The organism is Steroidobacter cummioxidans, assembly GCF_003104955.1.
The window spans coordinates 35061-54840 of sequence record NZ_LSRW01000096.1 but is presented as its reverse complement, the minus strand read 5'-3'; the positions used below and the strand labels follow the sequence as shown (position 1 = coordinate 54840).

Sequence of the window (19780 nt, the reverse complement as noted above, 5' to 3'; positions counted from 1 at the left end):
GAGTCAGAGCATGTTCGGCGATACGTTCGCTGTTGCCGCTGGTCTTGCCCTCGCGCTCGCATCCACTGCGGCAGGCGCGCAAACGCCGCCACTTTCGGCACAGCAATCCGATCCCAAAGTGATGGGCTGGATGCAAGGATTTCCGCCCCCGGAAAATAGAATCATCACGCAGCCCGATACGGTCTATTTCAGTTTCCCGCGCCTGCGCTGGTCGGTGTGTCACCTGCGTGAGCTCCTGCCGACGAAAGAAATCAGTCGTGGCCTGGGGGCCCCGGTTCCGCTTCAATATCTCCCGGCGCAGCAACTGGCGAGTCGGCGACGCGAGATCGACGCGTTGACCTTCCTGCCGATCGGCAGCGATCGACCGATGACGTGGCGAGAGTCGCTTGATGCGAACTACACGGACGGCATGCTGATCCTGCACCAGGGCAGGGTTGTCTATGAACGTTACTTCGGTTGTCTCGATGCGGCCGGCAAACATGCGGCCATGTCGATGACCAAATCGCTGACCGGTCTGCTGGCGGAAATCCTGGTCGTGGAGGGCAAGCTCGACGACACGGCCCGGGTTGCCGCCATCGTTCCCCAGATTGCCAACAGCGCCTTTGCCTCCGCCACCGTGCGGCAGGTGATGGACATGACCACGGGCCTGCGCTATTCCGAAGATTATTCCGATCCCAAGGCAGACATTTGGAGCTACTCGGCGGCCGCGAGTCCGCTGCCCAAGCCGCCGGAGTACAAAGGACCCAATGGCTATTGGGATTATCTCCAGCAGGTGCAGCCCGAGGGCCGCCACGGCGAAGCCTTTCACTACAAGACCGTCAATTCGGACATGCTGGGCTGGATCATCTCGCGCACCACCGGCCAGTCGGTCACCGATTTCGCCTCCGAACGACTGTGGCGCAGGATGGGTGCTGAGCAGGACGCGTACATGACGGTCGATGCCAAGGGCGTGCCATTCGCCGGCGGCGGCCTCAGTGCAGGTCTGCGGGATCTTGGACGTCTGGGTTTGCTGATGTTGAATGAAGGCGTCATCAACGGACAGCGGTTGTTTCCAGCCGAGGTGGTGCGGAAGATTCGTGCAGGCGGCGACCCTGCGAAATTCGGCACCGCCTATCCGGCGCTGATTGGCGGCAGCTATACCAGCATGTGGTGGGTGTACCCCGGCAATGAGGGCGTGATCGCCGCCCGTGGTGTGCATGGGCAGACGATCTACATCGATCCATCCGCGCAGATGGTTCTGGTGCGCTTCGCATCGTTTCCGAAGGCGCAGAACACGCTGATCGATCCCACCTCGCTGCCAGCGTTCAAAGCCGTGGCAGCGTACTTGAAAGCGCGCTGAACGAACTTACGGAGCTAGCGATCCCGCGTGCGGTCGATCGCGCTGACCAACGAATAAAAACTCGCCAGCAGCGGCAACGAAAGATTCAGCTCCTGCGCTTTACGCAGCGCATAACCCAACGTTTCATGGATCTCGAGCGCTCGCCCGGCTTGCAGGTCCTGTAGCGCCGACATACGGTGCTCCGGTGCCTTCGTCTGATAATCGGCGCCTGCTTTCTGCACGGCCGCGACCGCCTGCGCCTCGGTGCCATCGAGCACCGTGCCCAACGGCAGGATCGCCCGGTCTTCCGTGAGCTGAATCCCCAGCGCTTTTGCCAACGACGCAAGTTCGCGCGTCAATCGCACGATGAGCAGCGCTGCATCCGGATCGGACAAGAAACGCCACGTGATGGCGCGGGTCGTGAGTGACAGGCTGACAAAGCCCACCCAACCCACGAATTTGCTCCATTCGCGCGAGACGATGTCCGGCATCAGCGTCGCGCGCACGCCGGCATCGTCGATGGCTTTCACGATAGCGCGCGCCGTATCGCTCATCGTACCGTCGAGCTCGCCGACGAATAAATTCACATTGCGCGTGAACAGCACTTCGCCCGAGGCGAGCAGCTCACCGCTGGTGTCAGCCAACGAGCCTAACGTGCGCTCGCGCCCGTAGGTCTGTGCCAGCAGGTCATCTTTCATCACGCCGTTCTGAACCGACAGCGCTCGATCGACCTTCACGTGACTCAGCGATGCCAGGGTCTGCTCGGATCCCGGCGTCTTGGTGGCGATGATGAGCGCACCGGTCTCGCGCAGTTGCGCCGGATCCGTGAGGACTTCAACGGGGGTGGAAAATTCGCTCACGCCCTTGATACGAAGTCCTTGCTCTCGCACCTGCTGAGCGCGTTGCCCGCGAGCGAGCAGGGCGACCGAATGTCCGCTACGAACCAGATGGGCGGCCAGAATGGAACCGAGCGCGCCGGCGCCCACGATCGCGAACTCACTACGTGCCACTGAAGTCTCCAATCGATGCATCCAAGTCGACAGGCTATCAAGCCTGCCGACTCAGTGGCAGAGGCAGGTAGCGGCAATGCGAGCAGGTCAGTGCCTGCGTTGATGTCCGGTCTGTCCGCTCACCACGATGTGGCCGGACACCTCTTTGCCGCCCACTGCGCCGTAGTGCTTGCCAAACCGATTCGTCAGCACGTCCTGCAGCCGGAAGTCTTCCTGACGCACGAAGCCGTGATGCTTGCCGCCGCTGTGGATCACCAGATCGACCACGGCGCAAATGCCCGACGCCGTCGTGACTTGAATCGCCGACCACAGCCGGCCCGCGATCACCTGCGGATACACCTTGTTGACGTAGTTCTCCTCGCGCAGCTCACCGTCCTGTTTGCCGGTGACCGCAACGTAAATGACCACCACGTCCTGCAAGGTCTGCGGTACGGCGTTTTCGAGGATGCGCTTGAGCGTGCCGCGATCGTGATTGAGCTTCAGATCGTTCATCAGCAATCGCATCTGCTCGCAATGACCCGGATAGCGCATGGTTTTGTAGTCCATGTTCTGCACACGCGTACCATAGGTTTCGGCAAGCGAGCCCAAGCCTCCCGAGGTGTTGAAGGCCTCGTAGAGCGTGCCGTCGATCTCGATCTCTTCGAGACCTTCGAGCGGTGCGACTTCCAGGCGCCGGCCATCGACCATGGCTTCGCAAGGATTGCCGTATTCGTTGATCAGGCCTTCGGTCGACCAGGTCAGCGAATATTTCAAGACGTTGTTGGGATGCTGGGGCAGGGCGCCGACACGTAGCTTGACCGCGCGCAGCTCGTCGAAGTGGCCGATCAATTCATTCGCGGCGATGGAGATGAAGCCTGGCGCGAGACCGCATTGAGGAACGAAAGCCTGGCCTGCGCCCTCGGAGATCTTGCGAACCGCGCGCGTCACTTCGACGTCTTCGGTGAGATCGAAGTAGTGCGTGCCGGCGGCTCGCGCAGCCTCGGCAACGCCAACGTTGCAGTAGTAGGGCAGGCTGGAAATGACCGCATCTACCGGATGGCTCTGCAATTGGGCGCGCAGCGCTTCGGCATTGGCTGCATCAACATGGTGCGCGTGCAGATTGGTGAGGCGATGCGCACTCACAACGGCGTTGGCGGCCTCGGCGCTCACATCCCCGAGATGCACCTCGTATGAGCCGGACTCCGCCAGCAGCCCGGAAATCAGCGCGCCGATCTTGCCGGCACCGAGTATCAGAACCTTGGCCATGCGTGCTCCTGTGCCGTCCGAGGTGTGCTGGGCGGCGGTCATTAAAGGCCGGAAGTCCCGGAACTGTAAACGTTATGCCGGCCCGGGCAGTCAGGGGGCTCCGCACCGGCGTATTTTTTGCCCCAACTGTATGCAATTTCGACTTCGGTCCGTTTGCTTCGCACTGCTCGGGTGCTAGGCTCCCATCCCGCTATGACGCGCACTCCCGACCTGATTCATTGGCATCCGTCCAGCTGGCAGTCCAGGCAGGCGCAGCAGCAGGCCACCTATCCGGACCAGGCCGCACTCGACCGCGTCGTCGCCGAGCTGTCCCGGCTGCCGCCGCTGGTGGTGTCCTGGGAGGTCGAAGCGCTGAAAGAGCAGATTGCCTCGGCCCAGCGCGGGGAGCGCTTCCTGCTCCAGGGCGGTGACTGCGCCGAAACGCTCGAGGACTGCGAGTCCGACAAGATCGCCAAGAAGCTGAAAATCCTGCTGCAGATGAGCCTGGTGCTGGTCTATGGCTTGAAGAAGCCGGTGATCCGCGTCGGCCGCATGGCCGGTCAGTATGCCAAGCCTCGCTCGGCCGACACCGAGACCCGCGATGGCGTGACATTGCCCAGCTATCGGGGCGCGAACGTCAATCGTCCGGGCTTTACGGCCGAAGAGCGCACACCCGATCCGTCGTTGCTGTTGCGGGGCTACGAGCGCTCGGCCCTGACGCTGAACTTCGTCCGCTCGCTGATCGACGGCGGCTTTGCCGACCTGCATCACCCCGAATACTGGGATTTGGATTTCCTGCGTCATTCGCCCTCGAAGGAGGCGTACGAGAAGGTCGTGCACTCGATTTCCGAATCGCTCGACTTCTTCGAAGCAGCCTCGGGTCAGCCGATCCACGAGAGCACGACGACGCGCTTTTACACCAGTCACGAAGCATTGCATCTGCTGCTCGAACAAGCGCAGACGCGTTACATCCCGCGCTCGCAGCGCTGGTACAACCTGTCCACGCACATGCCTTGGATCGGTATGCGTACCGCGGCGCTCGACGGCGCGCACGTCGAATTCTTCCGCGGTATCGCCAATCCGCTGGGCATCAAAGTGGGCCCATCGATGAGCGCGGAGTGGGTGCAGGGCCTGATCGCGACCCTCAATCCGAATAACGAGCCCGGCCGGATCGTGCTAATCCATCGCATGGGCGCGAAAGACATCGAGAAGCGTCTGCCGCCGCTGATTCAGGCAGTGCGTGCCACCGGCAGTCCCGTGCTGTGGATCTGCGATCCCATGCACGGCAACACCGAGACGGCCACCTCAGGCCTGAAGACACGGCGCTTCGAAAACATCGTCAGCGAGCTGGAGTCGGCTTTCCGAATCCACCGCGAATTGGGTTCTTGGCTCGGGGGTGTGCATTTTGAGCTCACAGGTGAGGATGTCACCGAATGCACGGGTGGCGCTCGGGGTCTGACGGATGCGGACCTCGCGCGCGCCTATAAATCGCAGGTCGATCCACGTCTGAACTACGAGCAGGCGCTGGAACTGGCCATGCGAATCGCCGGTTTGCACGCGAAAAAAGGCGCGCAGAAGAGCGCCACTATCAATATCTAAGAAGCTGAAGCTCCAATAACTTGCCTTGCCTTCGGCGACGACCACTACAATAGCGGTCGTCGCTGGTCTTCCTTTGCGCGTACGTCATGGCCACGAAAAAGCAAGCAGCCAAGCCCGCCGTCAATTTTCGCCGCTATTCCAGTGAAGTCGTCGATGGTCTGAAGCAGGCGCCCAGCCGCGCCATGCTGCGGGCCGTCGGCTATAAGGATGCGGACTTCAAGAAGCCGGCGATCGGCATTGCCTCCACCTGGAGCAATCTCACGCCGTGCAATATGCACATCGACAAGCTGGCCAAGGCCGCCGCGGCCGCGGTCGATTCGTCCGGCGGCAAGAGCACGACATTCGGCACGATTACGGTGTCCGACGGTATCTCCAACGGCGCACCGGGCATGCGTTACTCGCTCGTGTCACGCGAAGTGATCGCAGACTCGATCGAAACGGTCTCCGGCGCGCAGGGCTTCGATGGCGTGGTCGCGATCGGCGGCTGCGACAAGAACATGCCCGGCTGCATGATGGCGCTGGCGCGCCTGGATCGCCCGGCCGTGTTCGTCTATGGCGGCACCATTCGTCCGGGCCCGGGCCATCTCGATGTGATCTCCGTGTTCGAAGCGCGCGGTGCCTTCACCAGCGGCAAGATCACGAAGAAACAAATGGACCAGATCGAGCGCAAGGCGATTCCGGGGCCAGGCAGCTGTGCCGGCATGTACACCGCGAACACCATGGCGTCTGCAATCGAGGCCATGGGCATGAGCCTGCCGAACAGCTCGGCGCAGGACGCGGTGTCGAAGCAAAAGATTCAGGACTGCGTGAACGCCGGCAAGGCGGTCGTAAAACTTGCCAAGCAGGGCATCACGCCGTCGCAGATCATGACGCGCGAAGCGTTCGAGAATGCGATCACCACGGTCATCGCACTCGGCGGCTCGACCAACGCGGTGCTGCATTTGCTCGCCATTGCGCATTCGGCCAATGTGAAGCTCGAACTGGATGACTTCACTCGCATCGGTAAGAAAGTGCCGGTGCTCGCCGATCTGCGCCCGAGCGGCAAATACATGATGTCGGAGCTGGTGCGCATCGGTGGCATTCAGCCGCTGATGAAGATTCTGCTGAAGGAGGGGCTGCTGCACGGGGATTGTTTGACCGTCACCGGCAAGACGCTTGCGCAGAATCTGAAGAGCGTGAAGCCCTATCCGAAGAATCAGGACATCGTTTACGCCTTCAACAAGCCCATCAAGCCGGACAGCCACCTCGTCGTGCTGTATGGCAATCTCGCGCCGGAAGGCTCGGTTGCGAAAATCACGGGCAAGGAAGGCTTGTCGTTCACCGGCCGTGCACGCGTGTTCGATGGCGAAGAAGCTTCGGTGCAGGCCATTCTCGATGGCAAGGTCGAAGCGGGCGATGTAGTTGTAATTCGCTACGAAGGCCCCAAAGGTGGGCCAGGAATGCGTGAAATGTTGAGTCCGACGAGCGCGATCGCTGGCGCGGGCCTCGCGGACAAAGTCGCGTTGATCACCGACGGTCGTTTCTCAGGCGGCAGCCGAGGATTCGTCGTAGGTCACATCGCGCCGGAAGCCGCGGTCGGCGGGCCAATCGGCCTGATCCGCGATGGCGACCAGATCACGATCGATGCGCAATCGCGTGAGATACAGGTCGCGTTGAGCGAGCAAGAGTTGTCGAAGCGGCGCGCCGCTTGGAAATCACCCGAGCCTTATGCCCGGCGCGGAGTGCTCGCAAAATATGCCCGCGAAGTCAGCAGCGCGTCGTTGGGCGCGATCACTGACGGCGACGGTTGCGAAGGTCATTGAGAGAAGTCGAGAGTTAGAAATGGCGCGAGCGATTGAGATTGTGGAAGTGGGACCGCGCGACGGATTGCAGAGCGAGCCTGAAGTATTGTCGACGGCGACCAAGCTGGAATTGATCGGTCGGCTGGTGGCCGCCGGATTGAAGCGAATCGAAGTGGCGAGTTTTGTGAATCCCAAACGCGTGCCGCAGATGGCGGATGCCGAAGCGGTGCTCGCGGGCCTGCCGAAAGTCCCCGGCGTTCAATATGTCGGCCTGGTGCTGAATCGCAAAGGCTTCGACCGTGCGCTCGCGGCCGGTTGCACCGAAGTCGGTCTGGTCACCGCCGCAACGAATAGTTTCAGCGAGCGCAACCAGGGTGCGACGATGGAAGAAAACATTCGCGCCATCGAAGAAATCGCGCCGCTCGCTCGTGAGGCCGGCGTGCGCATGCAGGTGACGTTGTCGACGGCATTCGGCTGTCCCTTTGAAGGTGAAGTACCGGCATCGCGTGTTGTCGATATTTGCCGTCGACTCGCCCAGTCCAATCCGCTCGAGATCGCGCTCGCCGACACCATCGGTGTTGCGGTTCCGAGTCAAGTCACTGCGCTGGTTGAGCAGGTGCGTAGCGCGGTCGGCGATGTCGCCATTCGCTGTCACTTTCACAACACACGGAATACAGCGGTCGCGAATGCATACGCCGCTGTGCTCGCCGGTGTGAACACGCTCGATGCCAGCGTCGGCGGCGTCGGCGGATGTCCGTTCGCTCCGAATGCGACAGGAAACGTCGGCACGGAAGATTTGGTGTACATGTTGTCTCGGGCGGGATACGACACCGGCATCGATCTCACTCTGCTGATCGAAACTGCCCGCTGGCTCGGCGAACAGCGCGGCAAGGCGGTCCCGAGCATGGTCTCCAAAGCCGGCGGCTTCCCGGTCGGAACCTCAAGAGCATCAGCCTGATAGGGGTCTTTCCTGCCTGAACCGTCCAACTGCCGGAGTGGACTCACTTCGGCAGGGTTCGTGCCCCTAACTTAAGTTAGTGAATGGAATGTGTATATTACTGTTTGGCATGAAGGGCCGCGTATACACTGGTCTCATACGAGACCCGTTCATACCCAATCACTATGCAGCGGCGCATTACCGGGTCTCCATCACAGAATGTTTGAAGGAGCACCATGGCCAAGGCAGTGGACAAGGCGTATCACACCGTCCGTGAACGCATCGTGCGCGGCGTGTATCCAGCATCCGCCCGCATCACCGAGCAGGAAGTCGCAGCAGTCGCAGGGGTCAGTCGTACACCAGTGAGGGAGGCGTTGCGAAAACTCCACGCCGAAGGGCTGTTGGAGTTCGTCCCGCATCAAGGCGCGATCGTCACCGAATGGACCCACGAAGATCGCGATGACGTGTATGAATTACGCGCCATGCTCGAGTCCTATGGAGCGGCACGGGCCGCCCGGCGCATCACCGGGGAGGGCATCGCCGAGCTGCGCCAGCTCGCCGAAGATCAATATCACGAAACATTGGCGAAGCCCGAGGGCTACCTCGAACGTGTCGGGCATCTCAACAGCCACTTCCATCGTCGCATTCACGAGTTCGCGGGCAGCCCGCGGCTGGTGGCGGCACTGCACTCGTTGATCGAAGCGCCGCTGATGTTGAAATCCTTCAACACGTATCAGGATGAAGACCTGATCCGCAGTGCCTCGCATCATCTGGAAATCGTTCGGGCGCTGGAAGCACGCGACGGCGACTGGAGCTCGGCATTGATGCGCTCACACATTCTCGGTGCGCGTGGAACTCTAGTTGTCTGACTCGGGTTCGGCACTACAATGCCGGGTTCCGCTTTCACGTCAGCAACGAGGGGATGGTCATGATCAAAGTCGGCGACAAAATGCCTGCGGGCACATTCACGCAGATCACCAAGGATGGACCGCAGAAAGTCAGCGCCGAGGACTTCTTCAAAGGCCGCAAGGTCGTGCTGTTCTCGGTGCCGGGTGCGTTTACGCCTACGTGCGATGCCAAGCATCTGCCGGGCTTCGTCGAGAAGGCCGGTGACATCAAGGGTAAGGGCATCGATGCGATCGCCTGCATGGCCGTCAACGACGCGTTCGTGATGAAGGCCTGGGGCAAGTCCCAAAATGCCGACGGCAAGGTCGAGATGCTGGCCGACGGCAACGCCGAATACACCAAGGCACTGGGCCTCGACATGGACGCCACGGGCTTCGGCATGGGTATCCGGGGTCAGCGCTTCTCGCTGGTCGTGGATGACGGTGTGGTGAAGCAGGTGAACGTGGAGCAGAAGGGCGAGTTCAAGGTGTCGAGCGCGGAGCACGTGCTGACACAGCTCTAAGCGCTCTGCTCCATCAAATAAAAAGGCCGCCGCGTCTCATAACGCGGCGGCCTTTGTTTTGAGTGGAGCGATGGATCAGCCGAGCGCTTTTTCCAGCTCCGGCAGGACCGTGAACAGATCGCCCACGAGACCCACGTCGGCCACTTCGAAGATCGGCGCTTCAGCGTCCTTGTTGATCGCGACGATGGTGCGTGCGTCCTTGATGCCGGTCAGGTGTTGAATCGCACCCGAGATACCGACCGCAACGTACAGCTCCGGCGCGATGATCTTGCCGGTCTGGCCGACCTGCAGATCGTTGGCCGCGTAGCCCGCGTCCACCGCCGCACGCGATGCACCGACAGCGGCGCCGAGCTTGTCGGCGAGGCTGAAGATGATCTTGAAATTATCCGAGCTGCCGAGCGCACGACCGCCCGAGACGACGCGCGGCGCGGTCTGCAGATCCGGACGACCGGTCGCAGCAGCCGAGCGAGACACGAAGCGGGTGTGAGAGGGCAGCGAGGCCGAAACATTCGCAGCCTCGACCGCGGCGCTACCGCCTTGGGCCGCCGCCTGGAACGATGCTGTACGGACGGTCGCGACCAGCTTCTTATCCTGCGGGGCTTCGACGGTGATGATTGCGTTGCCCGCGTACACCGGACGACGGAACTTATAAGCACCTTCGGCCGCCATGATGTCGCTCAACTGACCGACCCCGAGCAGTGCGGCCACTCGCGGCATCAAGTCTTTGCCGAACGTGGTCGACGGACCGAACACGTGCGTGTAGTTCGCAGCAACTGCGGCAACCTGCGGTGCGAGCACGGCCGCGAGGGGCTCAGCGTTCGCAGCGTTGTTGACCGTCAGTACGGTCTTCACGCCTTGGATCGTCGCAGCTTCGGCAGCGACAGCAGCGCCATCGGTCGCAAACACGGCGACGTCGATCTGCGCGCCATCGATCGTGCTGGCGCAGGCCACGCACTTGGCGGTGGAGGGATTGAGCTTGCCGCCGGCATGTTCGGCGACGATGAGAATCTTGGCGGCCATTACACGAGCCCCTTCTGCTTCAGGGCCGCGACGAGCTCGGCCACATCCTTAACCATGATGCCTTTCGAACGCGCCGCGGGCGGCTCGTACTTGGTCGTCTTGAACTGCGGCGCGGTGTCGACGCCCAAGCTCGCGATTGCGACCGTCTCGAGCGGCTTCTTCTTCGCCTTCATGATGTCCGGCAGCTTCACGTAACGCGGCTCGTTCAGGCGCAGGTCGGTGGTGAGCACCGCCGGCAGGTCGACTTCGATGGTCTCCAGGCCCGCGTCGACTTCGCGCGTGACCTTGGCCTTGGCACCTTCCAGCTCGACCTTCGAGGCGAACGTGGCCTGCGGACGATCCCACAGCGCAGCCAGCATCTGGCCGGTCTGGTTGTTGTCGTCGTCGATGCCTTGCTTGCCGAGCAATACGATCTGCGGGCTCTCTTTCTCGATGAGCTTCAGGAAGATCCTGGCGGCGGCGAGCGGCTCAACTGCAGTGTCGGCCTGCACGAGGATGGCGCGGTCGGCGCCCATGGCGAGACCGGTGCGAAGCTGCTGCTGAGTGTCGGCGGGCCCGATACTTACGACCACGACTTCAGTCGCGCCGCCTTGCTCTTTGATGCGCAGGGCTTCTTCCAGCGCGATCTCATCGAAAGGATTGATGCTCATTTTGACGCCGTCGGTCACGACACCCGTGCCGTCGGGTTTGACGCGAACGCGGACGTTGTAGTCCACCACGCGCTTCAGGCCCACCAGAATCTTGCTCAACTTCGGCTCCGATAAATCAGCAATAGAGAGGGGCTGCAGGCCGCCGCAGCGGCCGGGCACGCTACTGGAATGGGGCTTTCGAGTCAATCGACAGGGTGTCGCGTACTGCCATGTTCCGCAGGGGAAAAGTGCCGAACTTGCCGGTGCATTTCGAGAAGTGGAATTCGGTCACCGGTGGCAGCGGTCGACAAACAGCTACACTGCCGGGCCTCAACCTGAAGCACTTTGCTCCCCCCACATGCCAGATGCACTCGCTCCCCGTCTGAAATTCGGTGTGATCGCCCCGGCGACCAACACCATCGTCCAGCCGGAATTCGACGCCATGCGGCCGCGCGGCATCACCAATCAGATGGCCCGCGTCGTCATTCCCGACTCGCCGGTCGGCACCGAGAGCGAGTTTGTCGCCATGATGGGACAGGTCCGCAGCAACGTCGAAGGCGCCCTCGACGCAGTCATGGCTTGTTCGCCTTCGGCCGTCGTCTGCGGCATGAACGCCGAGACCTTCTGGGAAGGCGTGATGGACGCCAATGCCGTCCAGGCTCACCTGGAGGCACGGGCCGGTGTGAAGGTCATCCTCGGCGTGCAGGCCTGCCAGGCCGCGATTCAGCGCTACGGCGGGATTCGAAGAATCAGCCTCATCACGCCCTACATGCCCTCGGGCGACGCCCAGGTGCGCCGTTTGTTCACCGACAGCGGGTTCGAGGTCGTGAATCTGCTGGGCTTGAAGAGCAACAGCCCGCTGCTCATGGCGCACGAGTCCCCCGAACGCCTGCGCCGCGCGGTCCGCGAGGTGGACGACAGCAGCGTCGAACTGATCCTGCAGGTGGGCACGAACCTGGCGTTCGCCTCGATCGCCGGCGAAGCCGAGCGCTGGCTCGGCAAACCGGTGCTGGCCGTGAACACCTGCACCTACTGGCATGCACTGCGCAGCACGGGCATCGAGGACAAGATCGAGGGGTTCGGGTCGCTGCTGACCGAGCATTGAGGGCGCTGTAGCGCCTGCAGAGGCTTGAACCTGTACGCACTTCGCCGGGGCGGATTCTGTTATCTTCCTGGCCGGTCGTTTCATCCAGTCAGCTCGAGTCTTATGCGTACCATCCGCCCCAGTGCCGGCCTCGCCAACGTGAAGTATGAAATTCGCGGCGACCTGGCACGGCGCGCCCATGAAATGGAGCGCCGGGGTTACGACATCATCCCGCTGAACATCGGCAATCCCGGCGTGTTCGGTTTCCGTACGCCCGAGACCATGCGCCTGGCGATGATCGAAAACCTCAAGGCCAGTGAAGCCTACAGCCATCAAAAGGGCATCTTCCCGGCGCGCGAAGCGGTGGTGATGCAGCAGCAGAGCCGCGGCGTGCGGGGTGTGAGCGCCGATGAAGTGTTCATGGGCAACGGCGTCAGCGAGCTGATCGATCTGGTGCTGCGTGCCTTGCTGTCCACCGACGATGAAGTGCTCGTGCCGATGCCGAACTATCCGTTGTGGACGGCGGCGGTGAATTTGAATCGCGGCCGGGCGGTTCATTACCCGTGTCATGCCGAGAACGGTTTCGAGCCCGATCCGAAAGAGATCGAGGCGTTGATTACCAGCCGCACCCGGGCCATCGTCGTGATCAATCCAAACAATCCGACCGGTGCGGTGTATTCGCGCGACACGCTCGAAGCGATCGCTCGCATCGCCGAGCGTCATCATCTGGTCGTGTTCTCGGACGAGATCTATGACCAGATCGTTTATGACGACGCCAAGTTCGTGCCGATGGCGACACTCGTGCAGAACACGCTGTGCGCCACCATGTCGGGCCTGTCGAAGGTCTATCGCGCGTGCGGTTATCGTGTCGGCTGGGTGTCGTTCTCGGGCGATGTCGAATCGGCTCGCGAATATTTGAGCGCACTCGACAAGCTGTCGTCGCTGCGGCTATGCAGCAACGTGCCGGGCCAGTGGGCCGTGCAGACTGCGCTCGGCGGCTATCAGAGCATTCAAGAGCTGACCCGTCCGGGCGGTCGTTTGTATGAATCGCGCCAGGCCATTCTCGATGGCGTGGCGAAGAGCAAGTATCTGCAGGTGCATGCGCCGCGCGGTGCGATCTATGCGTTCATCGGTGTGAAGGACGGCGTGCTGCCGAACTTCGACGACCAGCGCTTCGCCATGGACCTGCTCGAACACAAGCATGTGTTGCTCGCGCCGGGCACCAGCTTCAACACGCCTTACAAGACGCACTTCCGCATCACCAATCTGCCGCGGCCCGAAGTGCTGGCCGACGTGTTCCGCCGCATGGAGGAACTGTTCGACAGCTACGCCGATGGGGCCGAGCCTGTGTCACGCGCGGCGCCGGATCTGAAGGTCGTCCGCCAGTCATGAGTTAAGGGGCATTGCGGCTCCATTCGCTTTTAGACCAGGGCGTCACGGTGCTCACCGCGAGCCGCAGGCTCGCGCATGCGCTGCGGCTGGGCTATGCCCAGCATGCGCAGAATCTCGGGCAATCCGTCTGGCGCACGCCCCGCATTCTGCCGTGGTCGACCTGGCTTGCTCAGCAATGGCTCGAAGCACGAGCCATTGGCACGCACGCTCATCACGCTCGTTTGCTGACGAACGCCCAAGCGCGAATTCTGTGGGATACGTTGGTGAACGACAGTTCGTGGGGCGAGGATCTGCTCAATCCGTCCAACGCCGCCCGACTCGCCGCACGCAGCTGGCGACGAATGCAGGAATATCTGATTCCGCTTGCAGCGCTGAACAATAGCGACAGCACCGAAGGGCGCGCGCTGCACGCCTGGTGCACCGAGTTCCTGCGTCGCTGCGAAAAACTGCAAGCCATCGATGAAACGCGCCTTGCCCATTGGGCGCACGATGCGAACTTCGTGCCCGAAGAAACATTGGCGCTGGCAGGCTTCGACAGCATTCCGCCATCGGTCGCACGCTTGATCGAGCGTTGGCGCGGGCAGGGCAAGATAGCCGACATCGAAGCAGACGAGCGGACATCGCGCTCCGTTATCGTCGTCGCCGCGCGCGATGCAGATGATGAATTGGAGCTGGCCGCTCGATGGGCGCGCGCGCAGCTCGCGACGGGCAAGAGCACGGTGGGTATCGTCGTCGCCGATTTGCAGTCACGTCGCGCCGAAGTACAGCGAGTCTTCGAAGATGTATTCGCACCTGGCCAGCGAAACATCCAGGCTGAGTCGGCGAAGATTCCGGTGGTGATCGCGGCGCCAGCACCGCTTGCGTCGTATCCGGTCGTGGATGCGGCGCTGTTGGTACTGCAGTTCGCCTTGCATGACCGTCCGGCGACGCATGCAGGTCGTTTGTTACGTTCACCCTTCATCGCCGGGGGCGAAGCGGAGCAAGACCGTCGCGCCATGGCCGACTTTCGCCTGCGCGAAGAGCAGCGCGATCGCTGGGATTGGTTCGAGCTGGAGCGCTGGGCGAGCGCCACGGGCTGCGATCGATTGGCACAGGCCGCGCGCGATATCGGTGGAGAGATTCGCGGCAAGACCTCAGCGGTCGGCGCAAGCGCCTGGGCTGAGCGATTCCACAACTGGCTGCGCATGGTCGGCTGGCCCGGGGAACGTTCGCTCAGCAGCGTCGAGCATCAGACCGTTGCGAAGTTTCATACGGCGCTCGCCGAGTTCGGCACATTGGATGCCGTGACTGCACCGCTGTCGGCAGCCGCAGCGTTGTCGCGCTTGCAAGAGCTGCTGAGAGACACACCGTTCGAGCCGGAGACGCAGGCCACCTCGATCACCGTCATCGATCCTGCCACCGTTGCTGGCATGACGTTCGATGCCACCTGGGTCACAGGCCTCGATGCCGCGCGCTTGCCCGAGCCCGTCAATCCCGATCCTTTGTTGCCGGTCGCCCTGCAACGCGCCGCGAAGATTCCCGAAGCGACGGCCGAAGGCGTGATGCAGCTGTCGCAAGCGAGGCTCGCACGTTGGACCCGCAGCGCGCCTGAAGTGATGTTGAGCTGGCCGCGACAGGAAGGCGAGGCGGAGCTGCAGCCAAGTCCAATGCTGTCGCCCTGGCCGACGGTCAAAGGCAGTGATATCGCGATTGCCTCGGTGCGACCGCTACGACGAACGCTGTTCGATCAGCGCCCGCTACTCGAACAAATGAGCGACGAGGTTGCTCCACGCTTGACGGTCAGAACCGCCCGAGGCGGCGCAATGACGCTGGAGTTGCAATCGCGCTGCCCATTCCGAGCCCAGGCGCAGATTCGTCTGGGCGCCGAGGACATGCCGACGGTGAGCATCGGCGTCGAGCCCATCGATCGCGGCATCATTCTGCATCGAGTGCTCGAAGAGATCTGGAGCTCGCTGCGAAGTCACGCCGGACTGCTCGCGGTCGATGAAGAAACATTGGCGCAACGTGTGTGGTCTAGCGCCGAGCGCCACACGATGCAGGCGCTGCAGCCGACGGTTCGCTATCGCCAGCGCCTTGCGGCGTTGGAAGCCAGCAATGTCGCCAAGCAAGTGCTGCAGCTGTTGGCCGTGGAGAAGCAGCGGCCTTCGTTCACGTTGAGCTTGATGGAAAAATCTGAGCCGTACGCCATCGGCGGCCTGTCCATCACCTTGCAGCCGGACCGCGTCGATGAGTTGGACACCCGAGGGCATTTGTTGATCGATTACAAGCTCGGTGACTCGCACTCGCCGCGGCAGTGGCTCGATACGAGACCGGGACGCCCGTTGCGACCGCAGCTGCCGTTGTATGGACTGGCGCACGGTGAATCGCTGCGCGGTCTCGCGTACGTCGTATTGGCTGCAGGCGCGGTGGAGTATCGCGGCTGGAGCGATGGTGCGTACATCGGTGAGGGTGTTTCCGCCTATCCGGGTCACGTGCGTCTTCGACCCGAGCATCCACCCGACTGGCCGTCGTTGGTGGAACACTGGCGCAAGACGCTCACGCAGCTTGCGGAGAATTTCGTCGCAGGGCAGGCCGCGGTCGATCCGCTACCGCAGGAATGCACGCACTGCCATTTGAGCGCGTTCTGCCGAATCAGCGAGCAGACACAGGAAGACGAAGCGGAGCATCACGATGAGTAGCGACGCTGCCGCCCGCAAGCGCGCGCTCGATCCGACGCGCTCGTTCATCGTCCAGGCGCCCGCCGGCTCCGGCAAGACCGAGCTGCTGACGCAGCGTTATCTGCGGCTGCTCGCGACGGTCGAGCATCCGGAGCAAATCCTTGCGATCACGTTCACGCGCAAGGCCGCTGCGGAAATGCGCAATCGTATTTTGCTTTCCATCGAGGCAGCCGCAGGACCCGCGCCCGAGTCGGCTCACAAGCTTGCGACATGGGAACTGGCGCGTGCCGTGCGTGCAGCCGATAGAGAGCGGCATTGGAAACTGGCCGAACATCCTTCGCGCCTGCGTATCCAAACCATCGATGCGCTCAACTCGACGCTCGCACGTCGTCTGCCGATCCTCGCAGGCACGGGCTCTGCGTTGGAGCCAGCCGAAGATCCGTGGCCGTTATATGAAACGGCAGCACGGCGGTTGATCGAACGACTCGGTGAAGGCTCGTCGGTGGCCGAGCACCTCGAATCCTTGATCGTGCATCTGGGCAATCGCACCGATCTGCTCGCGGATCTGCTGTGCGAGCTGCTTGCCAAGCGCGACCAGTGGTTGCACCAGATCGTCAGCGCCGGTGCATACGACAACTTGCGCGACGTGCTCGAAACAAAAAACCNCCTTGCAGAACGTCATCAAGCGTCACCTCACGACGCTGTGCGGGCTGATGAATGAGGTGCGCCGTCGGGATTATTGGGATCTCGCCGTATTCGCCGCGTCCAATCTGCGCGACACGACCGGCGTCAACGAAGAGAAGCGGCTGCTACTGGAGGCGTGCTCGAACGCCCACGCATGCCCGAATGCCCACAGCGACACCATCGATGGATGGCTGGCACTTGCCAGCGTGTTCCTGAAGCGCGATGGCTCGCCATATCAGACCGTCACGAAGAAGAGCGGCTTCCCAACGACGCATCCGCAGGAGAAGGAGCGAATGCTCGGTGCGCTCGCTGAGCTGGCTCAGGATGAGGAGCTGATCGAGCAACTGGGCGCGCTGCGCACGCTGCCGCGTCCGAGGTATTCGCAGGAGCAGTGGGCGATTCTGGAAGCATTGCTCGCCGTGCTGCCCGTCGGCGTCGCTGAATTGCAGATCGCGTTTCAATCGCAAGGGCAGGCGGACTACATCGAAGCAGCGTTGCGAGCGCTGCAATCGTTGGGCTCGAGCGAGGAGCCGACGGACCTGGCGCTCGCCTTCGACTATCGCTTGCAACATCTGCTGGTCGATGAATTCCAGGACACCTCGTTCGGGCAGCTCGATCTGCTCGAACGACTGACCGCCGGCTGGACGGAAGGCGATGGACGCAGCCTGTTTTGCGTCGGCGATCCGATGCAATCCATCTATCGTTTCCGTCAGGCCGAAGTGGGTTTGTTCCTGCAGTTGCAGCGACAAGGCTTGCGCAACGTGCGGCTCGAAGCGTTGCAGCTCACTTCCAATTTCCGCTCGACGCGGCCCATCATCGAGTGGGTCAATCGCGTGTTCCCCGGCGTGCTTTCGCCCACCGACAATGCCGAACAGGGCGCCGTGCGCTACAGCCCGAGCGTGGCCGCATTGTCGAGCACGAGAGGCGGTGTGAAGGTGCATCCGTCGTTCGACAAGGATGAGCTGGCAGAAGCTCGTCACGTCGTGAAATTGATCCGAAAGAGTCTTGCCGAAGATCCAGACACGACGGTCGCGGTGCTCGTCACCGCGCGCTCGCATGTGGGTCTGATCGCGAGCCAGCTGCATGCGGCTGCCATCGATTTCCAGGCCATCGAGATCGAGGCGCTGCTCGACCGACCTGTCGTACAGGACCTGACCGCTCTGACGCGCGCTCTATTGCATCTTGCAGACCGGACATCCTGGCTGGCGGTGCTGCGCGCGCCGTGGTGTGGTCTCACGTTGAACGATCTGCACGCGATCGTTGGCAACAATCGAGCATCGACGGTCAACGAACTGCTGGCTCGTGCGCTGGAATCGAGCGAAACACTCAGCGACGACGGCCGCGAGCGGGTCACTCGCGTGCACTCGATCCTTCAAGCCGCGCTTGCTCAGCGAGGACGGCTGTCTCTGCGGGATTGGGTGGAGCGCACCTGGAACGCCCTGGGCGGCCCGGCGACGCTCCACCGCCCTCAAGACCTCGACGATGCGGACGCCTGTCTGCATCGACTCGATAACATCGAGATTGCCGGCGATCTCGACGATGCTGCGCGCCTGGAGGAACAGCTGGATCGTTTGTTTGCTCGACCGCGACCGGAGAACCGTGCTCGCGTCGAAGTGATGACGATCCACAAATCCAAGGGCTTGGAATATGACGTGGTCATCCTGCCGGCGCTCGATCGGCTGTTACGTGGCGAAAGTCGTGAGCTGATGCGTTGGACGCGTATCCCAGGCCACGACGGCGGCATCGTGTTCGCCCCGATCAAGGCCGCGGGCGCCGATTCCGATCCGATGTATCGTTGGATCGAACTGCTGGAACGTGAGCGCAGCGCTCGCGAGCGCGGCCGACTGTTGTACGTGGCGGCGACACGCGCAAAGCGAGTTCTGCATCTGCTCGGCCGCGTGCGCGTGAAAGAAACGGAGGAGGGCGCGGAGCTGCGCGAACCTCTCAATGGATCGATGCTTCGTCTGCTCTGGCCGGAAGTGAAATCTCATTTCGAGTCGAGCGTGCAGACCAAGCCGCAACAGGATCTCTTCGCCTTCGCAGCGACGCCTTCCGTTCGTGTGCGCCGCTTGCCGCTGCAATGGCAGCCGCCGAGCGCGGATACGGCAGTTACGGCGAAGCCTGTGAATGTCAGCGATCTGGATGCCAAGATCGAGTTCGACTGGGCGTCACAAACCGCACGCCACATCGGCACACTGGTGCATCGTGAGTTGGACCGTCTGGTCCGTGCTGGCGCCGACCGCGCCACGCCAGCGCCGAATCGAGCACGATTGTGTGCCGAACTGGCCGAGTTGGGCGTGCCCCCCGATCGATGTGATGCCGCGGCCGACCGAGTCGTCGCCGCGATGGGGCAAACCCTCGCTGATGACCGCGGCCGCTGGCTGCTCGGCCTGTCGTCACAATTGACCGAAGCCGAATCGGAGCTGGCCCTGACGGGCGTCTTTGCCGGCGAAATCCTCTCCGGCGTCATCGACCGTACGTTCGTCGACGAGCACGGCGTGCGCTGGATCGTCGATTTCAAAACCGGCTCGCACGAAGGCGGCGGCCTGGAGCAATTCCTCGCCGATGAAGTGCGTCGCTACCGCGATCAGTTACAACGTTACGCCCGACTGATGAAACTGTTTCGCCCGGAACAGCCCGTGCGCGCAGCGCTGTACTTTCCGTTGATGAAACAGTGGCGAGAAGTGCGCGTCGAGTGAGGCAGCTGCCGCCAACCGCCCCCTCGACTCACCGCGGCACCTGTCATCTGACCTCAATCGCGCGGACCCGAGGTGAGCTGTTGCCGGTCCAACAGTCATCCGCAAACGCGCGAACCTGTCTTCCGGCCATCAGGGCCGCGAGCGCCGTTGAATATAATTCCTTTGCATTGTCCGTCGACTCGCTCCCGGTCAGAATGATCAGTGGTACGGACTGTGAACAGCCCGCGTCGCCAATGCTCAGTCCGTACAAGAACGCTTTTGATGGGCTATTGCTCGAATGCAGGGTAGATAAGGTGCCCCATGCAGACCATCCCGCGTGAGCGTTCATGGAAAGACAC

15 protein-coding genes are annotated in these 19780 nt (G+C 62.3%); 11 read left to right on the top strand and 4 right to left on the bottom strand.

Going from position 1 to position 19780, the window contains the following annotated elements; genetic code table 11:
• The first annotated feature begins 10 nt into the window (after positions 1–10).
• Positions 11–1339: a serine hydrolase domain-containing protein gene (locus D0550_RS31590; RefSeq protein ID WP_116813171.1), complete on the top strand. Its 1329-nt coding sequence runs from the start codon at positions 11–13 to the stop codon at positions 1337–1339.
• A 14-nt stretch (positions 1340–1353) separates the two neighbouring features.
• Here the strand turns inward: D0550_RS31590 and D0550_RS31585 are convergent, their stop codons facing one another.
• Positions 1354–2328 (bottom strand): ketopantoate reductase family protein, encoded by a 975-nt coding sequence (locus D0550_RS31585; protein ID WP_161966181.1) that lies wholly within the window; start codon positions 2326–2328, stop codon positions 1354–1356.
• An 87-nt stretch (positions 2329–2415) separates the two neighbouring features.
• Positions 2416–3573: a saccharopine dehydrogenase family protein gene (locus D0550_RS31580; RefSeq protein WP_116813210.1), complete on the bottom strand. Its 1158-nt coding sequence runs from the start codon at positions 3571–3573 to the stop codon at positions 2416–2418.
• A 192-nt stretch (positions 3574–3765) separates the two neighbouring features.
• On the opposite strand from D0550_RS31580, the gene D0550_RS31575 reads away from it, so the two are divergent.
• The 5 genes from D0550_RS31575 (at position 3766) to D0550_RS31555 (ending at position 9277) form a co-directional block, all read left to right on the top strand.
• A complete protein-coding gene (locus D0550_RS31575) occupies positions 3766–5151 on the top strand; it encodes a class II 3-deoxy-7-phosphoheptulonate synthase (protein ID WP_116813169.1) in 1386 nt (461 codons plus the stop codon).
• An 86-nt stretch (positions 5152–5237) separates the two neighbouring features.
• Positions 5238–6953 carry a dihydroxy-acid dehydratase gene (ilvD, locus tag D0550_RS31570; protein WP_116813168.1) on the top strand — a complete coding sequence of 572 codons (1716 nt, stop codon included), beginning with the start codon at positions 5238–5240 and terminating at the stop codon, positions 6951–6953.
• A 19-nt stretch (positions 6954–6972) separates the two neighbouring features.
• A complete protein-coding gene (locus D0550_RS31565) occupies positions 6973–7890 on the top strand; it encodes a hydroxymethylglutaryl-CoA lyase (RefSeq protein ID WP_116813167.1) in 918 nt (305 codons plus the stop codon).
• 215 nt (positions 7891–8105) lie between these two features.
• Positions 8106–8738, top strand: coding sequence for a GntR family transcriptional regulator (locus D0550_RS31560; RefSeq protein ID WP_116813166.1), 633 nt, complete (start codon positions 8106–8108; stop codon positions 8736–8738).
• A 59-nt stretch (positions 8739–8797) separates the two neighbouring features.
• Positions 8798–9277, top strand: coding sequence for a peroxiredoxin (locus D0550_RS31555; protein WP_116813209.1), 480 nt, complete (start codon positions 8798–8800; stop codon positions 9275–9277).
• A 75-nt stretch (positions 9278–9352) separates the two neighbouring features.
• On the opposite strand, the gene D0550_RS31550 is transcribed toward D0550_RS31555, so the two are convergent.
• A complete protein-coding gene (locus tag D0550_RS31550) occupies positions 9353–10297 on the bottom strand; it encodes an electron transfer flavoprotein subunit alpha/FixB family protein (protein ID WP_116813165.1) in 945 nt (314 codons plus the stop codon).
• Complete coding sequence (locus D0550_RS31545) at positions 10297–11046, bottom strand: electron transfer flavoprotein subunit beta/FixA family protein (protein WP_161966180.1); 750 nt, start codon at positions 11044–11046, stop codon at positions 10297–10299. Before D0550_RS31545 ends, D0550_RS31550 begins: the two co-directional genes overlap by 1 nt.
• Before the next feature lie 238 nt (positions 11047–11284).
• Between D0550_RS31545 and D0550_RS31540 the strand changes: the two genes are divergently transcribed.
• From D0550_RS31540 to D0550_RS31520, 5 genes are all read left to right on the top strand, one after another.
• The gene (locus D0550_RS31540; RefSeq protein ID WP_116813164.1) at positions 11285–12031 is read left to right on the top strand and encodes a maleate cis-trans isomerase family protein; all 747 of its coding nucleotides are present in this window, start codon (positions 11285–11287) and stop codon (positions 12029–12031) included.
• 102 nt (positions 12032–12133) lie between these two features.
• Entirely contained in the window at positions 12134–13402 is a 1269-nt protein-coding gene (locus D0550_RS31535) for an aminotransferase class I/II-fold pyridoxal phosphate-dependent enzyme (RefSeq protein WP_116813163.1), read from the top strand.
• Between the two features lie 47 nt (positions 13403–13449).
• The gene (locus tag D0550_RS31530; protein ID WP_161966179.1) at positions 13450–16080 is read left to right on the top strand and encodes a PD-(D/E)XK nuclease family protein; all 2631 of its coding nucleotides are present in this window, start codon (positions 13450–13452) and stop codon (positions 16078–16080) included.
• Complete coding sequence (locus D0550_RS31525) at positions 16073–16780, top strand: UvrD-helicase domain-containing protein (RefSeq protein WP_116813161.1); 708 nt, start codon at positions 16073–16075, stop codon at positions 16778–16780. The genes D0550_RS31530 and D0550_RS31525 overlap by 8 nt, the downstream gene beginning before the upstream one ends.
• Positions 16728–19442 (top strand): UvrD-helicase domain-containing protein, encoded by a 2715-nt coding sequence (locus D0550_RS31520; protein WP_116813160.1) that lies wholly within the window; start codon positions 16728–16730, stop codon positions 19440–19442. Before D0550_RS31525 ends, D0550_RS31520 begins: the two co-directional genes overlap by 53 nt.
• Positions 19443–19780 lie beyond the last annotated feature (338 nt).